The organism is Streptococcus sp. OMI870 (assembly GCF_047460295.1).
Classification (GTDB): domain Bacteria; phylum Bacillota; class Bacilli; order Lactobacillales; family Streptococcaceae; genus Streptococcus.
On record NZ_JASHGM010000001.1, the window covers coordinates 505,830 to 527,864 of the forward strand.

Sequence of the window (22,035 nt, forward strand, 5' to 3'; positions counted from 1 at the left end):
ATTCTTTTATTTTTTTGTCACATTCCCTTTTAAATCACGGGTGACTTTCATATCATTGATTGGGATATAGCCCATCTTACCAACAACCTTTTGCTGGATCTCATCGGTCATCATGTAGTCAATGAATTTTTTAGACAACTCATTGGGTTTTCCTTTGGTATACATGTGTTCATAAGACCAGATTGGCCAGTTATTGTTGATAACATTGGCTTTGGTTGGTTGATAACCATTGAGCTTCATGGTTTTGACACTGCTATCCAAGTAGGTAAAGGCCAGATAAGAGATGGCTCCTGGAGTCTGGGAAACGATATTTTTCACCATTCCATTAGAATCTTGCTCTTGGGCCTGCTTAGGTTGTTTGCCATCCATGATAATGGCATCAAAGACTGCACGGCTACCAGAACCAACAGCCCGGTTCACAATCGTGATCTCAAGATTTGGTCCTCCCAATTGCTTCCAGTTGGTATATTCACCCGTAAAAATCTTTCGCAATTGCTCAGTTGTCAAATTATCGACTGAGATATTTTTATTGGCAATGATCGCTGTCCCTGCTACGGCTACCTGGTGATCGACAAGACTAGAAGCATCAATCCCAGATTTTTCTTCGGCAAAGAGGTCACTATTTCCGATATCAACTGCGCCTGATTGAACTTGAGAAAGTCCTGTACCAGATCCTCCTCCTTGCACATTCACAATTTTACCTGGATGTTCCTCAATGTAACGGTCCACTACTCCCTCAACTAGAGGTTGTAGGGCAGTCGAGCCAACAGCTGTAATAGACTCTCCACGATTGATCCAAGAAGCACAAGCAGATAAGCTTCCTGCTAATGCGATCGTCGCTAATCCTAAGACTAACTTTTTAGACGTTTTCAAATCATGTCTCCTTGATATTTCACTATTTCACTTTCGATTTTTTGTCAATTTTTTTCAAAAAAACCTTTACTTCCACTATATCATAGAACCAGTTCTTTGCCTAGCATTTTACCTAAAACGTAGGCCCTTGGGATAGAAATTTTTCAGGGTCTGTCCAGTGACTTTGGCAAAGCCCAAACCATTGCCTTCAACGAGGACCTGGTACCAACCATTTGGATGTGTTTCCTTCAATTGGATGGTCTCTCCCGCCACATAATGGACAAAGTCCTCTGGTGTGATGGCAACGGTCTCTTTAACTTCTCTCGGTCTTAGAGCTAGGCCAAGGGCAAAACTAGGTTCAAAACGATTTTTCTTGAAGGTTCCGAGGTGCAAACCATTTCGAGCAATTTTTACTTTGCGCAAATCTGGTAAACCTAAAGGAACCAAATACAGCTCGTCACCAAAGGTTTCGAGAACCCCTTCCAGTGTGACTTTAAAATGTTTCTTAGCAAATTCCTGCCACCATTTCTTTTGTTCTGCAGATAATTGGTCCTTCTTCGAAGGGACTTTGGCAGGTCGATTCTCTCCTAGATAGCGGAACTTAGCAACAAATTGTCCCTCCCCTTTAAAGAGATGAGGATACATGCGCGCCGTTTCTGGATAGTCAATGCCTTCTGCCATACCATTGATCTTCTCGATAGTTTCCAATTCCAGATCATAGTTTTCCAGAAGCCAGGATACGATCTCTTCATTCTCCTCAGGAGCCCAAGTACAGGTTGAATAAACCAAGAAACCACCCGGAACCAACATCTTGAGAGCATCCTCTAGAATCTCTCTTTGAAGGAGACTGCACTCTCGAGGATAATCGATGGACCAATAGTCCATGGCATCTGGTTGCTTGCGGAACATCCCCTCACCTGAACAAGGGGCGTCTAGTACAATCAGATCAAAAAAGCCTGAGAAGACTTTGGCCAGACGATCGGCAGACTCATTGGTTACTAGCACATTTCGCGCACCAAAGCGTTCGACATTCTCTACGAGAATTTTCGAGCGTCCCTTGTGGATTTCATTGGAGACCAAGAGTCCTTGATTGTCCAAATAAGACAAGAGTTGCGTCGTCTTACCACCAGGTGCTGCGGCTAGGTCTAGGACCTTCATCCCAGGTTTCGGCTGGGCGACTTGGGCCACTATCTGAGCTGCTGGCTCTTGCGAATAGACCAAGCCTGTTGCGTGCTCGATGGATTTCCCTGAGACCTTTCCGTAGTGCCCCCAAGGCGTATTAGGAATGGGATCGTCAAATACTTTTTGCGCTTCTTTCAAGGGATTGGTGCGAAAGGCTGCTAACGCTTCTTGATCAAAGGTCGCAAAAAAAGCAGCAGCATCCTCACCTAGAAGATGCTGGTATTTTTCTTTAAAACCATTGGGAAAATTCATTTAACTTCTCCCTTTCTTAAGATAGGTTTGAATTTCTGTTAGCTTAGTTTTTGGAACCATCATAATGGGTTCCACTGTCTGGTAATTGGGTTTATCCCCATTTAGATTTAAGACTATGTATCCTAACCGTTCGCCCATGATCGCCGCTGCTGCATAGTCCCATGGCCAGATATAGCTAAAGTAAGCCAAAATACCGCCTGAGAGAATTTTTGCAAAACTAATGCCGGCACTCCCATAGACTCGAATTCCTAGTGAATCCATTCCAAGATCGGCCATCCCCCAGTCATTTTTCTCAAGCATACCGACATTTGACGCAATCAGGAAGTTCTCCAAAGGCTGATCCACAAAGGGCGTCAGTTCAACCTCATTGCGATAAACTGGGAATTCCCCACCACCATAAAAGAGGTGGTCCCGCATGACATCGTAGATCAAACCAAACTGACCAATCCCGTCTTCAAAATAGGCTACCATGACCGCAAAGTCTTCCTTTTGGGTCACAAAATTATTGGTCCCATCAATGGGATCGATTACCCAAACCGCTCCTTCTGAAATCGGGGATCGAAGACCATCTTCCTCCGCAAAAATCCGATCTTCGGGATAGCGACGATTGATTTTTTCAACCAAATCCTGTTGAACTTGTTGGTCCATTTGGGTGACCAAGTCCGTTGGCCCCGTCTTTTTCGTAATCATTAAGGAATCATTGAGATGAAGACGTAAATACTCCCCTGCTTCCAAAACGATCTGTTTTGCATACTCTAATTTATTCTTCAAGAGAAAACCATCCTTCCTCTTTTTGCTTTGCAGCCTGGGTCGCGCGATAGAGAGAATAACCACTCACTTCTTCGAACTCCCGTCCAAGTCGTTTTTCTTCTCCGATACTTGGCACAACCTTTTTAAAAGCCCGGTAGGCATCCATGTATTCTTTAGCCTCTACCTTACTTTCATAGGCTTCTTCGACTTTATTGAAAAAAGAAAGCACTGAAGCAAGCTCTTCAGTGCTCCACGATAAGTCCAGTGGGTAACTATAATTTTTTTGCATTCGACATACTTCTTAGTTTATTTCTGCTCTTAGAGTGGCAGAGCGTAACTCTTGTTTGCGATAACTGCGCGGCAAGAAGGCGCGAATTTCATCTTCGTTAAAGCCAATCTGCATGCGTTTGTTATCTAAAATAATCGGTCTCCTCAAGAGACTTGGATTTTCCTCAATCAGATGAATCAAGGCTGAGATCGATAAATCTTCGACATCAACATCCAATTTTTGAAAAATTTTTGAACGAGTTGAAATAATGTCGTCTGTTCCGTTTTCGGTCAAGGCCAATATACTTGTCAACTCCTGTTTGCTCAAAGGACTTGTCATAATATTGTGTTCTTTAAATGGAACATCGTGCTTTTTTAACCAAGCCCGAGCTTTTCGACATGATGTACAACTCGGTGATAAAAATAATGTAATCATGTGGTTCACTTCTTTTTTTATATATAACTATCTAACTCTATTATACAAAAAAATTAGGTGCTTGAAAAGCGCTTTTTTGATTTCTAGTCGATTTTTCTGAATTTCTTTGGAAATCAGAAAGCACTTCCATTTTTCTTCTAAAAAACCTAGAAAAAAGGATTAGGAGAACTCCTAATCCTTGGTCCATTTTCGTGCGACCACTTCGTCCTCTTCTAATTGAGCCACTAATTGGGGAATGCTATCAAATTTGATCATCTCCCGAATCTTGTCCAACCAATGAACCGTCAGCGTATGGCCGTATATGTCTCCTGAAAAGTCAAAAAGATTGACTTCAAACCGAAGCTCCTTCCCATCAAAGGTAATATTCTTCCCGACAGAAGCCATGCCCCGATAGGTATGCCCTTTAAAATCGACATCAACCACATAGACCCCGTCTGATGGCAGATAGGTCCGATCGATTGGTGCTAGATTTGCTGTAGGGTAACCAATAGTCCGGCCACGCGCATCTCCATGGACAACAATTCCCCGACTGGACAAGGGATGACCAAGCAACCGTGCAGCTTCCTTGACACGCCCTTTTATGACATCTTGACGTATGCGGGTTGAGCTAATTTTTTCGCCCTGATCCAATACAGGTGGAATGACTTCAACCTGGCCATCAAAATAAGTAGCTAAATGAGAGACATTATTTTTATCTGAACCAAAACTGTAATCAAATCCAGCAATTAAGACCCGAGCTCTCAAGGCTTTCACGTACTGTTCGACAAATTCTTTTGCTGTTTTTGAAGCAAAATCAGTCGTAAAATCAATGAGGAAGAGTTCATCAACACCTAGTTCTTTTAATTTTTGGAACCGATCCTCAGGGCTCTGCAAATGAAGGAGTAATTCCGGTCGGTAGCGAACAAAGGCTAACTTAGGAGATTCAGGGAAGGTTAGCAAAGCAACCTTTAATCCCTTTTCATCTGCCATTTGACGGGCTTTTTTAAAGAGTTCTTGATGTCCCAGATGCAGGCCATCAAAATAGCCTAGGACTAAAACAGTATCACTGTCTACATGGATCTGATGAGCAGTAGTTATCAAACGAATATTCATAAATTTATTGTAACACACTTTCTGTCAGAAAAACCTTGCGAGGTTTGTAAAGTTCTTCCCTTTTTTCCAAAATAGCTACCAATTTCCCTTGGTAAAAAGCAGCTAACTCTCTGGCTTCGCTCTCAACTGGAATAAAGCGTCCCACTTGGACTTCGCCAACCTCTTCAACTGTCAGCTCTACTTTTTCCAGATCCCCGGTTCCAATCTCAAGTGGATGAAGGAAGCTCAAATCTCCTTGCGCTACTTTTTCAGCAACCTCTTCCAGGGTCAGGGCATCATCCAGTGACAAACCGGCAGCACTGGTTCGGGTCAGATGAGACATATGGGCTGCATAGCCTAGCTTTTGGCCCAAATCCACCGACAAGGTCCGGATATAGGTACCCTTGCTGCATTTGACCCGGAAGCGAAAACGGGCCAGGCCTTCCTCGTAGCCAATATCACTGGTACGCGTAAAGTCATAAATGGTCACCTGTCGAACCGGCCGTTCCACTTCTTCACCTGCACGCGCATATTCATAGAGCTTACGCCCATTGACCTTGACTGCTGAGTACATTGGTGGAATCTGGGTGATAGGCCCTGTCAGACTGGCAATGGCTTCATCAACAAGCTTTTCATCCAGTGGAAACAAAACAGGAGTCTCTGCGACAACTTCCCCACTAGCATCCTCGGTCGTGGTAGAAAAGCCCAGAGTGATTTCTCCTTCATAGACCTTGCCCTCATCCTGCATGAACTCTACCATGCGAGTCGCCTTCCCTACAGCAATGGGTAAAACGCCCACAACATCCGGATCCAAGGTCCCACCATGGCCAATCTTCTTTGTTCCTAAAATTTTCCGCAGTTTAAAGACCACATCATGTGAAGTCATGCCTGCTTCTTTTTTTACATTAATAATTCCGTCCATCTGATTTGCTCTTTCTATCTCATGTGTGACCATGACGGTCACCGACCCTTTATTATACCATGAAATGAGACTTCTTGTCCCTGTTTCCTCGTTCTGATGAGCCTTTTAAAAATCCCGTAGCAGATTTCAGACTTTTTAAAATGGGTTTGATACAATAGAAAGCGAAAGAAGGTGTAACATATGTTAATGTATGATGTTATTGTTATTGGATTTGGTAAAGCTGGTAAAACTCTTGCAGCGAAATTATCAAGCCAAGGTAAAAAAGTTGCTCTGATTGAAAAGAGCAAGTCTATGTATGGTGGTACTTGTATCAATATCGCTTGTATTCCCACCAAGACCTTGATTGTTGCCGCGGAAAAAGGCTTGGATTTTGAACAAGCTATGAGCGAAAAAAATGCGGTCACTACTCGTCTCAATGGCAAGAACTACGCAACCATTGCTGGAACGGGTGTAGACATCATCGATGCGGAAGCTCGTTTCCTTTCCAACAAGGTCATCGAAATTCAAGCTGGTGAGGAAAAGGAAGAATTGACAGCTGAGACCATTATTATTAATACTGGTGCGGTGCCAACTATCCTTCCAATCCCAGGACTGTCTGAAAGCAAGTTTGCAGTGGATTCAACCGGTATTCAACGTTTGGAAAATCTACCTAAACGCTTGGGTGTCCTTGGTGGTGGACCAATCGGATTGGAATTTGCCCATCTCTACAATACCCTGGGTAGCCAAGTAACGGTACTAGACGCTTCTGAAGCATTCTTGCCACGGATCGAGCCAAGCATTGCTGCTCTTGCAAAAGGCTACCTTGAAGAAGATGGCTTTCAATTCTTGCAAGGCGTTCATACCCAAGAAATCAAAGATGGTGAAGCTAGCTTAACCCTTGTAACCGATAAAGGCGACTTCGAGTTCGATATCCTCCTCTACGCAACAGGACGTAAGCCAAATACAGCTGGTCTTGGTCTTGAGAACACAGATATCCAAGTTACTGATCGTGGAGCGATTCAAGTCAACCGTCATTTGGAAACCAGCGTCCCTGGTGTCTTTGCAGTTGGGGATGTCAATGGTGGGCCTCAGTTCACCTATATGTCCCTCGATGACTTCCGCATCGTCTTCAACTACCTCACAGGCGATGGTAGCTACAATCTCGAAACACGCGGAAACTATGCGACAACACTATTCATTGCTCCTCCATTGGCCCAAGTCGGCTTGACTGAGCAAGAAGCACGTGACAAAGGGCTTCCAGTCGCTGTCAAAGAATTGCCAGTTGCTGCCATGCCACGTGGCCATGTCAATGCAGATCTTCGAGGTGCTTTCAAAGCTGTGGTCAACCCAGAAACCAAAGAAATCCTTGGAGCAACTCTCTTTGGAGAAGCCGCAGGTGAACTCATCAACCTGATCACCATGGCCATGGACAACAAGATCCCTTACACTTACATCGCAAAACAAATCTTTACCCACCCAACCATGGCAGAAAACCTAAACGATCTCTTTGCGATTTAAATAGAATAAAAACGCTGGAAAAATTTTCCAGCGTTTTTTAATGTAAAAATCCACAGATAGCCTCTTGAAATACTTTATTTTCTTCATACAGAGCATGCCCTGAATGCTTAAGAATAAGGAGCTGACAACCCGAAATCGCTTTTTCCAGTTCCTTGGATCCCTTCACACCAATCACATCATCTTCAAGGGCACCAAGGATCAGGGTCGGACAATGAATGTCCTTTAAGACCTCAAGGCTATTGTGAGTAAGGCAAGACTGAGATTGAATGGCAATTCGTTTCTTATCCTTAATTCGTCCCAAGCGACCCATGATATTATAAAGCAACCGCCACTTTTGATAGCTCTTTTGCGTGTAGGAGTGCTGTGCAATATCCAGCATGAGATCTCTAAAAGTTCCAGATTGACTAAGCTTTTGCCAATGCTCAATTCGCTCTCTAGCAAGTTGACTAGGCTTCGCTGTTGTCACAGCTAGGATGAGCTTTTGAACACTTTCTGGAAAATCTGCAGCTAGCCATTGAGCAATCATTCCACCTTGTGAAATCCCTATGACATAAGCGGTATCTAAGTTTAGTGTCTCCATTGCTTCTGCTACATCTGCTGCCATATCCCGCGTCGTATAGCCCTGCTTCAACTCATTGATTCGAGAAAAAACATAGATTTTATAGTACTTAGCAAGTAGACGATAAGAAAGGGAAAAGAGCTGGGCCTTTCCTTTAACCGTCTGTAGTCCATCCCCCAAGCCTGGTATTATTACTAGAGGGTCCTTTCCTTTTCCAAATGTCACATAGTCCATGGTTTTCCCATTCATGGACAAGGTAGCGTTCTTAGCTGAATACAAAGATTATTCTCCTTTCAGAGCATCAAACTTGGCCTTCATGGTTGGATTCTTCCGAGTCAATTTTTTAACGGAAACATCATCCAGCTTATTGTTTGCGAGGCGAAGTTGGTTTTCTGATGTGGTGAGGAATTTCTTGACTTCTTCCATCCGCTTGATGGCTTTGTCGATTTCATCGATGGCCTTACCGAAGTTGACCGAAGCTGAATTGTAGTTCTTAGCAAATGCAACCTTGAAGGCGTCCAGGTCTTCTTCAAAGTGGGTGATGTCAATATTTTGCTCACGGATAAGTGCTAGTTCTTGCTTGTATTTAAGAGAGTTAAGAGCCGCATTACGCAAGAGGGTAATCATGGGCAAGAAGAACTGAGGCCGGATAACATACATCTTCTCATAGGCGTAGGACACATCGACAATACCCGAATTATAGAGCTCGCTGTCAGCCTCAAGAAGTGTCACCAGAATAGCATACTCGCAGCCTTTCTCACGCCGGTCCTTATCCAGCTCTTTGAAGAAATGCTCGTTTTTCTTCTTGGTCGCTGTCTCATCGCCTTCATTTTTCATCTCAAACATGATAGAGAGGATTTCTACACCATTTTCATCCACCTCACGGTAAATGTAGTCACCCTTGCTGCCGGTTCTGACATCATTGTCCTTGCCAAACTCAGCTCGTGGAAACATAGCCATACGATTCTTGTTAAACTCATACTCGCAGTGCTGTTCCAAACTCTCACCAATCATCTTAGTAGACTGCTTAGCTTTGAAATCCTTGTAGAACTCTATGGTCTCGTCTTTCTGCCGCAGCTCTACCTCATAGCGCTCTTTGAGAGAAGTCTGGGCGAGTGCTGCTTCCTTTTCTTGCAAGGCTAGCTGATTCTTAACCTCGTCTCGCTCTTTTTCCAGTGCAGATAAAGTCTTTTGAAGTTGATTCTCATGCTCCAAGCGTAAGGTAGCCAGCTGATTCTCCAGTGCTTGAACTTCTTTTTCTTTCTCTAGCAGACTTTGACTAGCACTTTGCTCTACTTCCTTTTTGGCCAATTCTTTTTCGGTATCAAACTGTTGAATCTGGTTTTGTAACTGGGCAATTTCTTGGTCCTTCTTGGCTAACTTCTCTTGCTGCTCATTAAGGGCCTTTTGCTCAGCCAAAGCCAACTCTTGCCGAATCCGCTCATGAATTTCCTTGTCAAACTCCGCTGTCCGTACCTGTGACAAGAGTTCGCTGTATTGACTTTCATTGACTGTAAATACTTCCCCACAATTGGGGCACTTGATTTCGTTCATAGCATGCCTCTTTCTCTATTCTTAGTATATTATATCATGCTACCAGTAAAATCAAAACCAGCAAACGAGGCTTGCTGGTTTTAACTGAAAATTCATTTCTCTATTGAACTAGTTCCAAAATACTTTTTCAATAGTCTCATTCAGTAACAACTTTAGATTTCTGAAAAGATGTTGCTTGTTTATAATCTTAAACAGTGGACTTAGCTTACTGGTCTCCACTTATTTCTTCTCAATCGGCGCGACACTTGCCAAGAGTTTCTTGAGACCCACTTCTGGGAAATTGATCTTGAGCTCTTGGGTATTGCCACTACCAGAGACTTCAAGCACAGTTCCTTCGCCCCACTTCTTGTGAATAGCAATGTCGCCAATGGACCAAGCGACGGTTTCTTTGGCACCCGCTCGGTTACTATTGCCAAAGGGGAGGCTTGATGACGTGAGAGCACTTGGAGCTGCTTGTCTCTTGCGCTCTTGAAGTGCTTGTGACAGACTCATTCCTTTTCCAAAGGTCGTTCCGCCACCATTGCTATAAGAAGCCTTAAAGCTAGTGTTTGCTGGACGGGCCAAGCCCTGGTAGGTCAATAAATCCGAGCTAATTTCATTGATAAAGCGCGTCGGACGGTTGTAGCTGGTCCGCCCAAAGAGCAAACGTGAGTTGGCATTGGTCAAGAAGAGAACCTTCTCTGCCCGCGTGATCCCCACGTAAGCCAAACGACGTTCTTCTTCCAACTCATCCGGATCCTCTGCTGCACGACTAAGTGGAAAGACATTTTCTTCCATCCCAATCAAGAAGACAACTGGAAACTCCAAGCCTTTGGCCGCGTGAAGGGTCATCAGTGTTACTTCTGAAGTTTCTTGGGCCCCATCATCTGTATCGGCAATCAAGGCCAAGTCGTTCAAGAAACGACTCAAGGTCTCCACACCTGTTTCGTCTTCAACAGAATCGCCATTTTCATCAAAATTCTTGGTAACAGACAGGAACTCTTGGATATTCTCGATGCGGGCCTGACTTTCCAAATTTCCCTGATTGGTTAGGGCCGTCATGTAACCTGTCTTGTCAAGGACTTCTTCGACCAACTCTGTAATGGTCAGCTGGTCCAATCTTTCTCTCAAATCAAGAATGAGATTGGCAAAGTCCCAGATGGCTTGGGCTGCTTTTCCTTTGATGCCAGAGAGCATGATATTGGCCGATGCATCTAGGAGTGAGGACCCTTGCATTTGGGCAAAATCACGAATCTTATCCACTGTACCTGGCCCAATTCCCCGCTTAGGTTCATTGATGATGCGCTCAAAACTGATATTGTCACTGAGGTTAGCAATCAAGTTCAGATAAGCAATGACATCCCGAATTTCCTTCCGGCTGTAGAACTTGGTACCCCCTACCATAGTGTAAGGTATGTTGGACTTGAGTAAGGCTTCTTCAATGGTCCGTGACTGGGCATTTGTCCGGTAGAGAACCGCAAAATCACGGTGTTTGTAGCCAGCTTCGCGACTAAGCTCTTCAATGGTTTTAGCAACAAAGACCGCTTCATCCTGCTCGTCATTAGCCCGGTAATAGACAATCTCTTCCCCGTCAGCATTTTGGGTCCAAAGATTCTTCGGACGGCGGTGGCGATTGTTTTTGATAACATCGTTAGCTGCTTGTAGGATGGTTTTAGTGGAGCGATAATTTTCCTCTAACAAAACGACCTTGGCATCAGGATAATCCTTCTCAAAGTCCAGAATATTCTGCATGTCTGCTCCCCGCCAGCCATAAATAGACTGGTCAGCATCCCCAACAACACAGATATTTTTAAAGCGAGAAGCCAAGAGTTTGACCAATTGGTATTGGGCATGGTTGGTATCTTGGTACTCATCTACATGGATGTATTGGAACTTCTGCTGGTAATAGGTCAGGACATCTGGATGCTGGTCAAAGAGGCGCAAGGTCAGCATGATCAAATCATCAAAGTCCACTGCTTCTGACTGACGCAATTCCTTTTGGTAAGCCTCATAGCACTTGGCGACGATCTGGGTGTACATATCCCCCGCTTGGGCGGCATAAGCCACTTCATCGATCAAGTCATTCTTGGCATTGGAAATGGTCCCCAAAATGGTTCGTTCATTCCATTTCTTAGGATCCAAGTTTAACTGCTTGAGAATACGTTTCATCAGTGTTCGTTGCTCACCTGGATCAACAATGGTAAAGTTACGATTGTAACCAATGTGATCCGCATCGCGTCGAAGGATACGCACACACATGGAGTGGAAGGTGGCGATCAAGCAGTCTTGAGTCGCCGGATTTAGCTGATAAGCCCGCTCTTTCATCTCCCGAGCGGCTTTATTGGTAAAGGTAATGGCCAAAATGTTCCAAGGATTGACCATTTTTTCATCAATCAAGTAAGCAATCCGATGGGTCAAGACACGTGTCTTACCAGAACCCGCCCCCGCCATGATCAAGAGGGGACCTTCCGTCGTTTGGACCGCCTCCGCTTGGCGATCATTCATACCATTCAATAAAGGATTCATCTCATACTCCTCGTTCATTCAATCGTTCTATTATACCACAATTTGCCTCTTTCTCCTTGAGAAAATGGTCGGCTTCATTTGAATTTTAAGCGTAAAAAGTCTATAATGAATCTTTAAGAAGATACGTTTTTCTTTATCAAAGGAAAACGAGGAAACGAATGAAATAAAAAATGAAAAGTAAGGAGGGACTCGTGGAAAAGTCACAAAGTAATTTAAAACTAGCCGAACGTGGAGCCCTAATTAGTATTGTGGCCTACCTGCTCCTATCCGCTGCTAAGTTAGCAACCGGCCACCTCCTTCACTCCTCTAGTTTGGTTGCTGATGGTTTTAATAACTTATCAGATATTATCAGTAATGTCGCCCTTCTCATTGGCATTCGAATGGCCCGCCAGCCAGCTGACCGCGACCACAGATTTGGTCATTGGAAGATTGAAGATCTAGCTAGCCTGGTAACTTCCATCATCATGTTTTATGTGGGCTTTGATGTCCTACGAGATACGGTTCAAAAAATCCTCAGCAGGGAAACAACTGTTATTGATCCTTTAGGAGCCATTGTTGGAGTTGGGTCAGCCCTTGTCATGTTTGCGGTCTATCTTCATAACCGCAATTTAGCCAAGAAAGCCCAATCCAAGGCCCTCAATGCTGCTGCTAAAGATAACCTGTCTGATGTGGTCACTTCTTTAGGAACCTCTGTTGCGATTGGAGCTAGTGCTCTTAACTATCCGATTGTAGACCAATTAGTGGCCATCGTTATTACCTTCTTTATCCTAAAAACTGCCTACGACATTTTCATTGAATCCTCCTTCAGCCTCTCAGATGGATTTGATGAAAGTCTTCTTGATAAATACAAGGCTGCCATTCTAGAATTGCCCAAAGTCAGCCGGGTCAAATCCCAAAGGGGACGGACTTACGGAAGCAACATTTACCTAGATGTCGTCATCGAAATGAATCCAGACCTCTCTGTTTATGAGAGTCATGCCATTACCGAAGAGGTCGAGCGCCTTCTTAAGGAAAAATTTGGCGTCTTTGACATCGATGTGCATGTGGAGCCAAGTTCTATCCCAGAAGATGAGATCCTGGACAATGTCCTTCTCAAATTAAAAACTTATGAAGAACGCTTGCAGGCTCAGCAGGAATATTCAACCCTCCTAGCAGACAACTTCACCCTCATTAATGAATTCGGTCAAGAAAGCCACAAAGAGGATCTCGTTCGTTTGCAAGAAGAGCATCAAATTCCCTTTAAGAATTTCGAAATCGAATCCATCAGTCAAAAGACCAAATTGATTCGCTATGAATTACACAACCAGGTTCATACCAGTCTCTGGCGTCGCCATGAACACTGGCAAAAGGTCTTTCACCAAATCACTAGTAAACAAGAAAAATAGATCCCTCTCCCTCAATTTAACCAGAACAAAAAGCTACTGCAATTCCTTTTTGCAGTAGCTTTTTTGTAAGAAAAAATAGCCTTTCGACTATTCTTCAACTTTTATAAAACCAAATTTATTGAGGGGGTAGAGACGAAGATTGACAACTCCTTCAATCTGATTTTTATGGATATACCCAAACTCCCGACTGTCTTCTGTGTCCCCACGGTTATCATTTAAAACCAAGTAAGTATCCGATGGTACCCGGCCAGCCTTGGTTCCCTTTAACTCTGATAAGAAGAAGTCATCTGTGTAATAGCCATTACTGGTTGGAGCCGCTAGATGTTTGTTGAGCATGTTATTCAAGTAAGGTTCTGGCGTTGCCTGCCCATTCAAATAGAGAACATCATCCACATAGCTAACTTCATCATCTTCTTTAGCAATGACACGTCCAAGGTGTTCTTTTCCACCAACCTTGTATAAAACCAAATCACTGCGATCCACCTGAGCATTTCTAGTTGCCACAACGAGATCCCCATTTTTTACAGAAGCATTGGCCATTTTCTCAGTAATTGTTAATGGATGAAATACAAAAATTCGCAATAAAATCAGTGCTAATACTAGTACACCGACAATGACGATATTTCTAATTAAATCTCTCCTTGGCATGTGTGTCTCCCTTCCTTTTTATTTATTATACCATGTTTTCAATCTTTAAAAAAGAGAAAGTAAACATTAGTGAGAATTCACTTGATAACTTCCTCCGATAGACAAGTCAACGAGAAAAAGAAAAACCTTGCTTGTTGATCCTTTTCGATCAACGAGCAAGGTTTTAAGAACAATTGTCTTTATTAACGTACTGTACGGATACGCATTGTGTTTGTACGAACAGCTTCGCCAAGTGGCACACCTGCAACGATAACGATATCGTCACCAGATTCTACAAGACCTGCTTCAACTGCTTTACGTTCAGCGATTTCGAACATATCATCAGTTGATGATGGAGCTTCAGTCAACATTGGGATAACACCCCAGTTCAACATCAATCCACGCTCTGTCAATTCGTCGAATGTCAATGCCAAGATATCAGCATTTGGACGGTATTTAGAAATCAAACGTGCTGTGTGACCAGTCTTAGTAAGGGTAACAACCAATTTGATATTCATTGAGTTAGTAGCATCTTTAACAGCTGAAGCCATAACTTCTGTCTTAGAGTTACGTTCGAAAGTATCTGAGTTCAAACGTCCGTATTCGTTAAGAAGAGTTTGAGCGTTCTTGTCAATTGTAGCCATTGTTGTTACTGACTCAAGTGGGTATTTACCATTCGCAGACTCACCTGAAAGCATTGTAGCGTCAGTTCCGTCGATAACAGCGTTAAATACGTCTGATACTTCTGAACGAGTCGCACGTGGTTTTTCAGTCATTGTTTCAAGCATGTTTGTTGCAGTGATAACAACTTTACCAGCAGCGTTCACTTTAGTGATGATCATTTTTTGGTAAACTGGAACCATTTCGAATGGTACTTCGATACCCATGTCACCACGAGCGATCATGATACCGTCAGCAGCTTCAATGATTTCATCCAAGTTATCGATACCTTGTTGGTTTTCGATTTTCGCAAACAATTGAACGTGACCGTTACCAGTTTCTTCACAGATGGCACGAACTTCGTTGACGTCTTTTGCAGTACGTACGAATGAGATCGCGATGAAGTTGATACCTTGTTCCAAACCGAAGCGGATATCATCGTTATCGCGTTCAGCAAGAGCAGGGAAAGGAATTTTCGTGTTAGGGATGTTCACACCTTTTTGTTTAGCGATCACACCGTCGTTTTCAACTTCAACGACAAATTCACGAGTTGCATCATCTTTTTCTACAACACGAAGACCCAATTTACCATCGTCAACCAATACTTGGCGACCAACTTCAACGTCATCATAGATGTCAAGCGCACCTGCAACGTTCAAAGCAATCACTTCACGAGTTGATTTGATACCTTGTTTAGTTGCAACACGGATTTTTTCACCAGTTTTGTATGAGTACTCTTTAGCTTCACCTTCGAACAATTCAGTACGAATTTCTGGTCCTTTAGTATCAAGAAGGAAACCAACTTTTTTACCTGCAAGTTTTTCTGCAAGTTTAACAGTTGCCATCCGTTCACCTTGTTCTTGGTGGTCACCGTGTGAGAAGTTGAAACGGAAAGTGTTAGCTCCTGCTTCAATCAATTTAGCAATGTTTTGTGCTGAAGCTTCAACGTCAAGTTTTTCACCCCAGTATCCATCTTCACCGAATTTTTTTCCACCACGGATTTCTACCGCAGGACCCAAAGTTGCAACGATTTTTACACGTTTGTTCATGATTTATGTGACTCCTTTTTAAATATATCTGTCTTTCTAGGACCAGATTAACAAATTTATGAAATAGAATTAGATTGAAGACAAGTTACGGTTTAACTCACAAAGGTCAAGATCAGCCTTGTGGGGATTGTTCACCACAATCTTACCTTCTTCTGTCAAGCTAAAGAGCGCTCCTTCTTCTGCTTTACCAAGGATTGGGCTTTCCACCATCTTCTCATTACGGATTCCAACGGCTACACCACCGATTCCTTGTTTGAGCAATTTAACTGCGTGTGCACCCATACGTGAAGCAAGGACACGGTCACGTGCAGTTGGTGAACCACCACGTTGGATGTGACCAAGCTCCGTCACACGAAGGTCACTTGTATCTCCAGCATCTTTCAAAGCTTGACCAAATTCATCCGCAGACATCACACCCTCAGCCAAAACGATGATGTTGTGGGTACGACCTTTAGCGTAACCTTCTTTGATACTTTCAACAACTTCTTCGATCTTGAATCCTTCTTCTGGAATAATGATTTCATCTGCACCAGAAGCAATTCCTGCCCAAAGAGCAATATCTCCAGCATTGCGACCCATAACCTCGATAACAAAGGTACGACGGTGACTAGATGAAGTATCACGGATTTTGTCAATGGCGTCCATTGCAGTTGTAACTGCCGTATCAAAACCAATTGTAAAGTCAGTTCCAACAATATCATTATCAATGGTACCAGGAAGACCAACAGCTGGGAATCCAAGTTCTGTCAAGCGCATCGCTCCATGGTAAGAACCATCTCCACCAATGACAACAACACCTTCGATTCCATGTTTCTTCAATTGCTCGATCCCTTTTAATTGACCTTCGCGCTGAGCGAATTCAGGGAAACGAGCAGAGTGAAGGAAGGTCCCTCCACGGGAGATAATATCACCAACAGATGATCTATCAAGTGGCTTAATTTTACCAGCAACCATTCCGGCATATCCATCATAGATACCGAAGACTTCCATTCCTTCTGAAATTGCTTGGCGAACAACTGCACGGATAGCAGCATTCATTCCAGGGGCATCTCCACCACTGGTTAAAACAGCAATACGTTTCATTTCGATATTTGCTCCTTTTTTTCTTTTACATTCTACGTAATTATAACACAAAGAAAATCAAAATTCTCGTATTTTTAGCAGTTTTTATCGATAAATCGTTTTCATAACGAGATTCTTTAGTTCCTCTTCTAATTCTTGGTTTTTCTGAACTGTATAGCCCTTCAATTGAAGAGTTTTTTTCTCATCCTCATAGCGCAATACTACAGGATACGGCCCTGGATATTTTTTTAAAATAGACAGAATCGTTTTATCCTGACCATGATCAAACAATTGCAACCAAAATTTCTCATTGGTCGCTAGTTGAGCTTCCGCTAAAATCATCTGCAAACGACCATCTCGCTCTTGAACCTTTCCAGTCAAGTAGTAGTAACCACCTTCTTTGATCAAGGAAGAGAATCGATTGTAAGTTTCAGGAAAAAGGGTCACATCTAATTTGTTCTTAGTATCGCTGACCTGCAAAAAGGCCATCGGTTCCCCCGACTTGGTTCGAATGGTTCGAATGCTGTGTACCTCAATAAGAATGCGTGCTTGCTCCCCTTGTACAAGTTGGGCAATAGGCTGGATCTCAAAAGGACTTGTTTTCCCAATTGCAACCAGTGGATGGTTGCTAAGGCCAACTCCAATAATCGCCTCTTCCTTCTCATATTTTTCAGCCTGGCTAAAGTCTTCTGTCTCTATCCAAGAGTAATTGGAATCTGCAAACAAGCTTCCTAATTCATCAGCAAAAACAAACAAATTCGGTAAATTTTGAAGGACTTTGCGTCTATTCTTTTCAAAAATATCAAACAATCCAAGCTCCGCTAAGGGAGTCAAGAGAGGCAATTTATGGTACTGCCTTGGAAGTCTTAAGATGAAATCTTCGACACTTTCAAAGGGGCGATTGTCGATAATCCAATACGCTAAATCCCTGGGGAGTCCCTTGATATTTTTCATTCCCAAGTAAATTTTTCGATCCTGAAACTTATCTCTGTAAGGGATGGTATTGATGGATAATGGCGCGACTTTAAAATCAGACTGAAGAGCATCCGTCAGATAATCGCTACTCGAATAATTGAGCATGATATCAAAGAAAACATCGGGATAATGCACCTTGAAATAGGCCATTTGAAAAGCTAAGGCAGAATAGGCATAAGCATGGGAACGGTTAAAGCCATAACCAGCAAATTTTTCCATGATCGCAAAGACCTCTTTAGCTTTTTCTTCCGTATGACCTAAATTTTGAGCACCAAGGACAAAATCGTCTTCCATCTTATGCATTTCCGCCGCATTTTTTTTACCCATGGCACGCCGTAAAATATCGGCTTTCCCCAGGCTAAAACCTGCAAAGCGTTGGGCAACCTGCATGACCTGCTCCTGATATAGCATGATGCCATAAGTAGGTCTTAAGATTTCTTCAATGGCTGGATCCAAAATCTCCACTCTTTCTTGGCCATGCTTTCTTTTGACGAAATTATCGATGTAATCGCTGGCACCCGGACGATTGAGAGAGGTGGTCGCTACCACTTCTTCGAAATGATTGGGTTTCACCCGTCTCAAGAGGCGGATGGCTCCAGCCTGTTCAAATTGGAAAATCCCCTTGGTATCTCCTGCCGCAAACAAGGCCAAGGTTGCTGGATCTTCTAAATCAATGGCTTCAATCACAATCTCTTCTTGGTACTTTTCATGGACTGCTTCCTTCATCTTCTGAACAAAGGTTAAATTGCGCAGGCCCAAAAAGTCCATCTTTAACAGACCATTGGCTTCAACTGCATGGGCATCATACTGGGTGACGAACATATCTTCTCCGTACTTGAGAGGAATGTAGTCCGTCAAATCCTGGTCACTCATCACAACACCCGCCGCATGGATAGAGGTCTGTCTTGGTTGGCCTTCAATTCTTTTAGCAATCTCAAAACCACGCTCAAATTCTGCCCGGCTATGGATTACTTGTCGAAAAGCTAAATTCTGTTCATAAGCGGTTGTGAGTGTATCTCTAAAACCAATCCGCTTGGTAATAGAAGTCAATTCGTACTCAGGAACTCCAAAGCGTTTAAAGACGTCTCGAATGGCTTGTTTGGCTCCAAAGGTTGAAAAGGTGACAATCTGAGCCGCATGGTAACTCCCATACCGGTCTCTCACATAGCGGATAAATTCTGGACGATAAATATCAGGAATATCAATATCGATATCTGGCATGGTGTAGCGCTCCACATTTAAAAAGCGCTCAAAGAGGAGATCCTTAGCTACAGGGTCGATCCCTGTAATTTCAAGGACATAAGCTACCAGCGAGCCTACAGCTGATCCACGCCCCATTCCCATATAATATCCCTGACTCCGTCCGAAACGAAGGAGATCCCAGACAATCAAGAAATAATCATCAAAGCCCATTTGATGAATAATCTCTAACTCATGCTCTAGACGTTCTTGATAGACCGGACTGGTCAAGTTCTTTCGAAGAAGACCCGCTTGGGCTAATTCTCTGAGTTCCTCCACTGCGGGTCTTTGAGGATTGAAGCGAGGTAATTTCAATTGGGTATCCATGTCATAATGAATCCCTTGGACAAGTTTTTCAAGATTTGTGATGGCTTGCGGAAATGTTTCTGCAAAATCCTTCTCCAAGTCCTGAGGAGCTTTTAGGACAAGGGCAGGATCAATTGGTCCGGTTTCGGTCAAGGTTTGATTTTCTTTAATAGCAGCTAGCATTTGCATAGCTTCCATATCCCCAGCCTCAAAAAATCGAACAGTATGAAGAGGAATCACAGGGTGCGAAAACACTTGGGCGGGAGTATCCACAAACACCCCGATCAAGTAATCCAGACCAAGTGCTAATTCTTCGCTGGCAAAAGGAGCTGGGACAATGACTGCTACCCCTTCAGTCAAATGCTTTACATCCTCCCAATTGCTCTTCCCCATCATCTTGACGGTCGACATCTTCAGCAGATTCTGGTATCCCTTGGTAGATAAGGCCAACATCCGAAAGGGAATCGTTTCATTCCCGAGCTCCAGTTCAAGTTCCAAACCGACTAAGGGCTTAATATTTGCCTCCTGACAAGCTTCGATAAACTCATAAGCTCCATACAAATTATCCACATCCATCATTCCTAAAGCATCATAGCGCAAGCTTTTAGCCTTTTGGACATAGTCTTTTAGGGTCACAAGGCTTTCCATAAAAGTATAGACTGTTTTTGTATCCAGCTGTGCAATCACTTTTTCTCCTCCCTCACTTGTCTATTTTTGGGACTCTTTATTGTACAAAAAAACACCACTGCTACACAATGATGTCTCAACAACGGAAGACATGGGATTCGAACCCACGCACGCTTTTACACGCCTACCGCGTTTCCAACACGGCCTCTTAAGCCTCTTGAGTAATCTTCCATGAATAAAAATATGGAGCCGGTGGGAGTCGAACCCACGTCCAAACACCTGCCAGCATATTTGTCTACAACCATAGGTTATGTCTTATTTTAACAGCTACATGACACATAACTCAAGCCCTGTACCTGCGAGTCTATCACTCTCTTATCTAACTCCTAGACAAAGTTAGATCGTATCTCGCTAAAATAAAGACCTGTCATCAAACACGAGCGATTCGAATCGGGTCACGCCTGCTGGTGTTTAGGCAGCTAAAGCGTAAGAATTATTATTTTTTGCAGTTATATTTAACTGGCGTTTTACATCCGCTAGATGAGTTGCAAAATATGCCTCATAATGCCTGTCGAATCCGTAACGACCCCAAAACGAATACCATTAGTATATCAAAATCTAGTTAAAAATGCAAAAGAAAAAATTGAACAAGGAAGCCTTCTGAAGAAAGAACCTTGTCCAATTAGCTATCATTATTGAAGATTCAACTTATACTTGCTGATATAGTGAACCGTGAAGTACATAGAAACAATTTTAATCGCTTCATAGATGAGTCCTGGGATGAAGTCAATTCCAAAATCATCGGTAGTACTAGACATCGTACCGATTAGATTAAATATGTTTTCTAAATCTCTAAAAGGATTGACAATTGTACCGATGATACTTAAAACAACCCACAATAGAAAACCAAATAAAATCGCTTTAAGACCACGACGATTTTGGAAGAGTTGACCAAGCGCAATCGATACATAAAACATCAAAATTCCTGAAGCTGTTGTAACCATTATCCAGACGATTTGCCATAGGGTAAAAGAATGGCTCAAGATAGAAAGGTAGTTATCCCAAATAAGAGAAAGATCTTCACCTGTTACAGAACCCATGACTAACAAAGCCACTATACCACAGATATAGAGAAGAACAAAGCAGTAAATGCTCGCTATCCAAGCTCCCAAAAATTTAGACAAGAGAATCGCATGGGGACTGGCTGGAAGGGTCCAAGTCAAATATCCCTCACGTCCATATAAGTTCGTATAGAAACGACGGATAATAATATAGTAGTTACTGAGAAAGAGAACAATCAAAATCCCAAAAATGAGAATAAAAAGAATCCCAATAATCGTTTCCAGCATTTGGTTTTCCAAGAAGTTGGCATTTGATGCATTACTTCCACCAATGACACCTACTAGAACTGATAAACCTAGGACAATCAAAGTCATCAACAAATACCATTTCGCTGTTGATTTAAATTCGTATTTTAATAATTTACCAAACATGGGGTCCTCCTAATAAACACGGAATTGATCACGGAAGATCTCATCGATTGATTTTCCGTGTTGATTGCGTAAAACAGTCGTATTTTCATGCAAGAGGATTCTTCCTTGGTTGATGAAAATAGCCTCATCCAAAACTTGCTCAATATCAGCAATCAAGTGAGTAGAGATCAAGACAGAAGAATTTGGACGTCTATTCTGAATAATGGTCCGCAAAATATAATCACGCGCTGCTGGGTCAACCCCACCGATTGGTTCATCGAGAACATACAAGTCAGCTTCACGGCTCATCACCAAAATCAATTGCACTTTTTCCTTGTTTCCTTTTGAAAGGCTATTCAATTTTTGATTTGGAAGCAAGTGTAAGTCATTGAGCAATTGATAAGCACGTTGGACATTAAAATCAGCATAAAAATCTTGAAAATAACGAATGGCATCGTTAATTTTCATATTTTCGTTCAAATAAGTTGTATCTGGTAAATAAGAAATAACTCTTTTAGACGCTGGGGATGGCAATTGTCCATGAATATAAATATTACCAAGACTTGGTTGCAACAAACCATTAATCAATTTAATGATAGTTGTTTTGCCACTACCATTTGGGCCTAAAAGCCCAATAATACGGCCAGGTTGGATGTTCAAACTAACATCCATAAGAGCAACTTCGTGCCCATAATTCTTTGTCACATGGTCCAAGTAGACCAAAGGATATTGATTCATGTAAATCTCCTTAATGTTCTATTTATGTTATTATACCGTTCCCTTTTA

The 22,035-nt window shown here is 42.7% G+C and carries 18 protein-coding genes, 1 tRNA gene and 1 other RNA gene; 2 read left to right on the top strand and 18 right to left on the bottom strand.

The features are described 5' to 3' along the window. Window positions 1-6: 6 nt before the first annotated feature. The 7 genes from QM968_RS02585 to truB form a co-directional block, all read right to left on the bottom strand. Window positions 7-873 (bottom strand): phosphate ABC transporter substrate-binding protein PstS family protein, encoded by an 867-nt coding sequence (locus QM968_RS02585; protein WP_414325274.1) that lies wholly within the window; start codon window positions 871-873, stop codon window positions 7-9. Between the two features lie 108 nt (window positions 874-981). After that, window positions 982-2,286 carry an RsmF rRNA methyltransferase first C-terminal domain-containing protein gene (locus QM968_RS02590; protein ID WP_414382012.1) on the bottom strand — a complete coding sequence of 435 codons (1,305 nt, stop codon included), beginning with the start codon at window positions 2,284-2,286 and terminating at the stop codon, window positions 982-984. Beyond that, the gene (locus QM968_RS02595) at window positions 2,287-3,057 is read right to left on the bottom strand and encodes an inositol monophosphatase family protein (RefSeq protein ID WP_414382014.1); all 771 of its coding nucleotides are present in this window, start codon (window positions 3,055-3,057) and stop codon (window positions 2,287-2,289) included. Then, a complete protein-coding gene (locus tag QM968_RS02600) occupies window positions 3,047-3,325 on the bottom strand; it encodes a UPF0223 family protein (RefSeq protein ID WP_414325271.1) in 279 nt (92 codons plus the stop codon). The genes QM968_RS02595 and QM968_RS02600 overlap by 11 nt, the downstream gene beginning before the upstream one ends. 12 nt (window positions 3,326-3,337) lie before the next feature. Continuing rightward, window positions 3,338-3,739, bottom strand: coding sequence for a Spx/MgsR family RNA polymerase-binding regulatory protein (locus QM968_RS02605; protein WP_009732658.1), 402 nt, complete (start codon window positions 3,737-3,739; stop codon window positions 3,338-3,340). Between the two features lie 171 nt (window positions 3,740-3,910). Continuing rightward, window positions 3,911-4,831, bottom strand: coding sequence for a bifunctional riboflavin kinase/FAD synthetase (locus tag QM968_RS02610; protein ID WP_414382016.1), 921 nt, complete (start codon window positions 4,829-4,831; stop codon window positions 3,911-3,913). A gap of 4 nt (window positions 4,832-4,835) precedes the next feature. Continuing rightward, window positions 4,836-5,732, bottom strand: coding sequence for a tRNA pseudouridine(55) synthase TruB (truB, locus tag QM968_RS02615; protein ID WP_414382018.1), 897 nt, complete (start codon window positions 5,730-5,732; stop codon window positions 4,836-4,838). Between the two features lie 180 nt (window positions 5,733-5,912). On the opposite strand from truB, the gene QM968_RS02620 reads away from it, so the two are divergent. Further along, window positions 5,913-7,229 carry an FAD-containing oxidoreductase gene (locus tag QM968_RS02620; protein WP_414382020.1) on the top strand — a complete coding sequence of 439 codons (1,317 nt, stop codon included), beginning with the start codon at window positions 5,913-5,915 and terminating at the stop codon, window positions 7,227-7,229. A 37-nt stretch (window positions 7,230-7,266) separates the two neighbouring features. Here the strand turns inward: QM968_RS02620 and QM968_RS02625 are convergent, their stop codons facing one another. The 3 genes from QM968_RS02625 to pcrA form a co-directional block, all read right to left on the bottom strand. After that, a complete protein-coding gene (locus QM968_RS02625) occupies window positions 7,267-8,067 on the bottom strand; it encodes an alpha/beta fold hydrolase (protein WP_414382023.1) in 801 nt (266 codons plus the stop codon). 3 nt (window positions 8,068-8,070) lie between these two features. Beyond that, window positions 8,071-9,342 (bottom strand): DUF2130 domain-containing protein, encoded by a 1,272-nt coding sequence (locus QM968_RS02630; RefSeq protein WP_414382025.1) that lies wholly within the window; start codon window positions 9,340-9,342, stop codon window positions 8,071-8,073. 219 nt (window positions 9,343-9,561) lie between these two features. Continuing rightward, window positions 9,562-11,847, bottom strand: a complete 2,286-nt coding sequence (gene pcrA, locus QM968_RS02635) for a DNA helicase PcrA (protein ID WP_414382027.1) — start codon at window positions 11,845-11,847, stop codon at window positions 9,562-9,564. 191 nt (window positions 11,848-12,038) lie between these two features. Here pcrA and QM968_RS02640 point away from each other — a divergent pair, with 191 nt between their 5' ends. Continuing rightward, complete coding sequence (locus QM968_RS02640) at window positions 12,039-13,232, top strand: cation diffusion facilitator family transporter (RefSeq protein ID WP_070589324.1); 1,194 nt, start codon at window positions 12,039-12,041, stop codon at window positions 13,230-13,232. An 87-nt stretch (window positions 13,233-13,319) separates the two neighbouring features. On the opposite strand, the gene lepB is transcribed toward QM968_RS02640, so the two are convergent. From lepB to QM968_RS02680, 8 genes are all read right to left on the bottom strand, one after another. Continuing rightward, window positions 13,320-13,880, bottom strand: a complete 561-nt coding sequence (gene lepB, locus QM968_RS02645; RefSeq protein ID WP_414382029.1) for a signal peptidase I — start codon at window positions 13,878-13,880, stop codon at window positions 13,320-13,322. Between the two features lie 182 nt (window positions 13,881-14,062). Then, entirely contained in the window at window positions 14,063-15,568 is a 1,506-nt protein-coding gene (gene pyk / locus QM968_RS02650) for a pyruvate kinase (protein WP_009732647.1), read from the bottom strand. A 69-nt stretch (window positions 15,569-15,637) separates the two neighbouring features. Next, the gene (gene pfkA / locus QM968_RS02655; RefSeq protein WP_414325264.1) at window positions 15,638-16,651 is read right to left on the bottom strand and encodes a 6-phosphofructokinase; all 1,014 of its coding nucleotides are present in this window, start codon (window positions 16,649-16,651) and stop codon (window positions 15,638-15,640) included. Between the two features lie 84 nt (window positions 16,652-16,735). After that, the gene (locus QM968_RS02660; protein WP_414382032.1) at window positions 16,736-19,837 is read right to left on the bottom strand and encodes a DNA polymerase III subunit alpha; all 3,102 of its coding nucleotides are present in this window, start codon (window positions 19,835-19,837) and stop codon (window positions 16,736-16,738) included. A gap of 83 nt (window positions 19,838-19,920) precedes the next feature. After that, window positions 19,921-20,008 (bottom strand) — tRNA-Ser (locus QM968_RS02665). A gap of 10 nt (window positions 20,009-20,018) precedes the next feature. Beyond that, window positions 20,019-20,367, bottom strand: a transfer-messenger RNA (tmRNA) gene (gene ssrA / locus QM968_RS02670). A gap of 102 nt (window positions 20,368-20,469) precedes the next feature. Continuing rightward, on the bottom strand, window positions 20,470-21,270 hold the full coding sequence (locus QM968_RS02675) for a hypothetical protein (protein ID WP_414382035.1): 801 nt from the start codon (window positions 21,268-21,270) through the stop codon (window positions 20,470-20,472). A 9-nt stretch (window positions 21,271-21,279) separates the two neighbouring features. Then, window positions 21,280-21,987 (bottom strand): ABC transporter ATP-binding protein, encoded by a 708-nt coding sequence (locus tag QM968_RS02680; protein WP_414382038.1) that lies wholly within the window; start codon window positions 21,985-21,987, stop codon window positions 21,280-21,282. Between the last annotated feature and the right edge of the window lie 48 nt (window positions 21,988-22,035).

Coding starts and splice junctions, on each gene's coding strand:
- QM968_RS02590 (WP_414382012.1), bottom strand. CDS start 2,286: ATGAATTTTCCCAATGGTTTTAAAGAAAAATACCAGCATCTTCTAGGT.
- QM968_RS02600 (WP_414325271.1), bottom strand. CDS start 3,325: ATGCAAAAAAATTATAGTTACCCACTGGACTTATCGTGGAGCACTGAA.
- QM968_RS02605 (WP_009732658.1), bottom strand. CDS start 3,739: ATGATTACATTATTTTTATCACCGAGTTGTACATCATGTCGAAAAGCT.
- QM968_RS02610 (WP_414382016.1), bottom strand. CDS start 4,831: ATGAATATTCGTTTGATAACTACTGCTCATCAGATCCATGTAGACAGT.
- truB (WP_414382018.1), bottom strand. CDS start 5,732: ATGGACGGAATTATTAATGTAAAAAAAGAAGCAGGCATGACTTCACAT.
- QM968_RS02620 (WP_414382020.1), top strand. CDS start 5,913: ATGTTAATGTATGATGTTATTGTTATTGGATTTGGTAAAGCTGGTAAA.
- QM968_RS02630 (WP_414382025.1), bottom strand. CDS start 9,342: ATGAACGAAATCAAGTGCCCCAATTGTGGGGAAGTATTTACAGTCAAT.
- pcrA (WP_414382027.1), bottom strand. CDS start 11,847: ATGAATCCTTTATTGAATGGTATGAATGATCGCCAAGCGGAGGCGGTC.
- lepB (WP_414382029.1), bottom strand. CDS start 13,880: ATGCCAAGGAGAGATTTAATTAGAAATATCGTCATTGTCGGTGTACTA.
- pyk (WP_009732647.1), bottom strand. CDS start 15,568: ATGAACAAACGTGTAAAAATCGTTGCAACTTTGGGTCCTGCGGTAGAA.
- pfkA (WP_414325264.1), bottom strand. CDS start 16,651: ATGAAACGTATTGCTGTTTTAACCAGTGGTGGAGATGCCCCTGGAATG.
- QM968_RS02675 (WP_414382035.1), bottom strand. CDS start 21,270: ATGTTTGGTAAATTATTAAAATACGAATTTAAATCAACAGCGAAATGG.
- QM968_RS02680 (WP_414382038.1), bottom strand. CDS start 21,987: ATGAATCAATATCCTTTGGTCTACTTGGACCATGTGACAAAGAATTAT.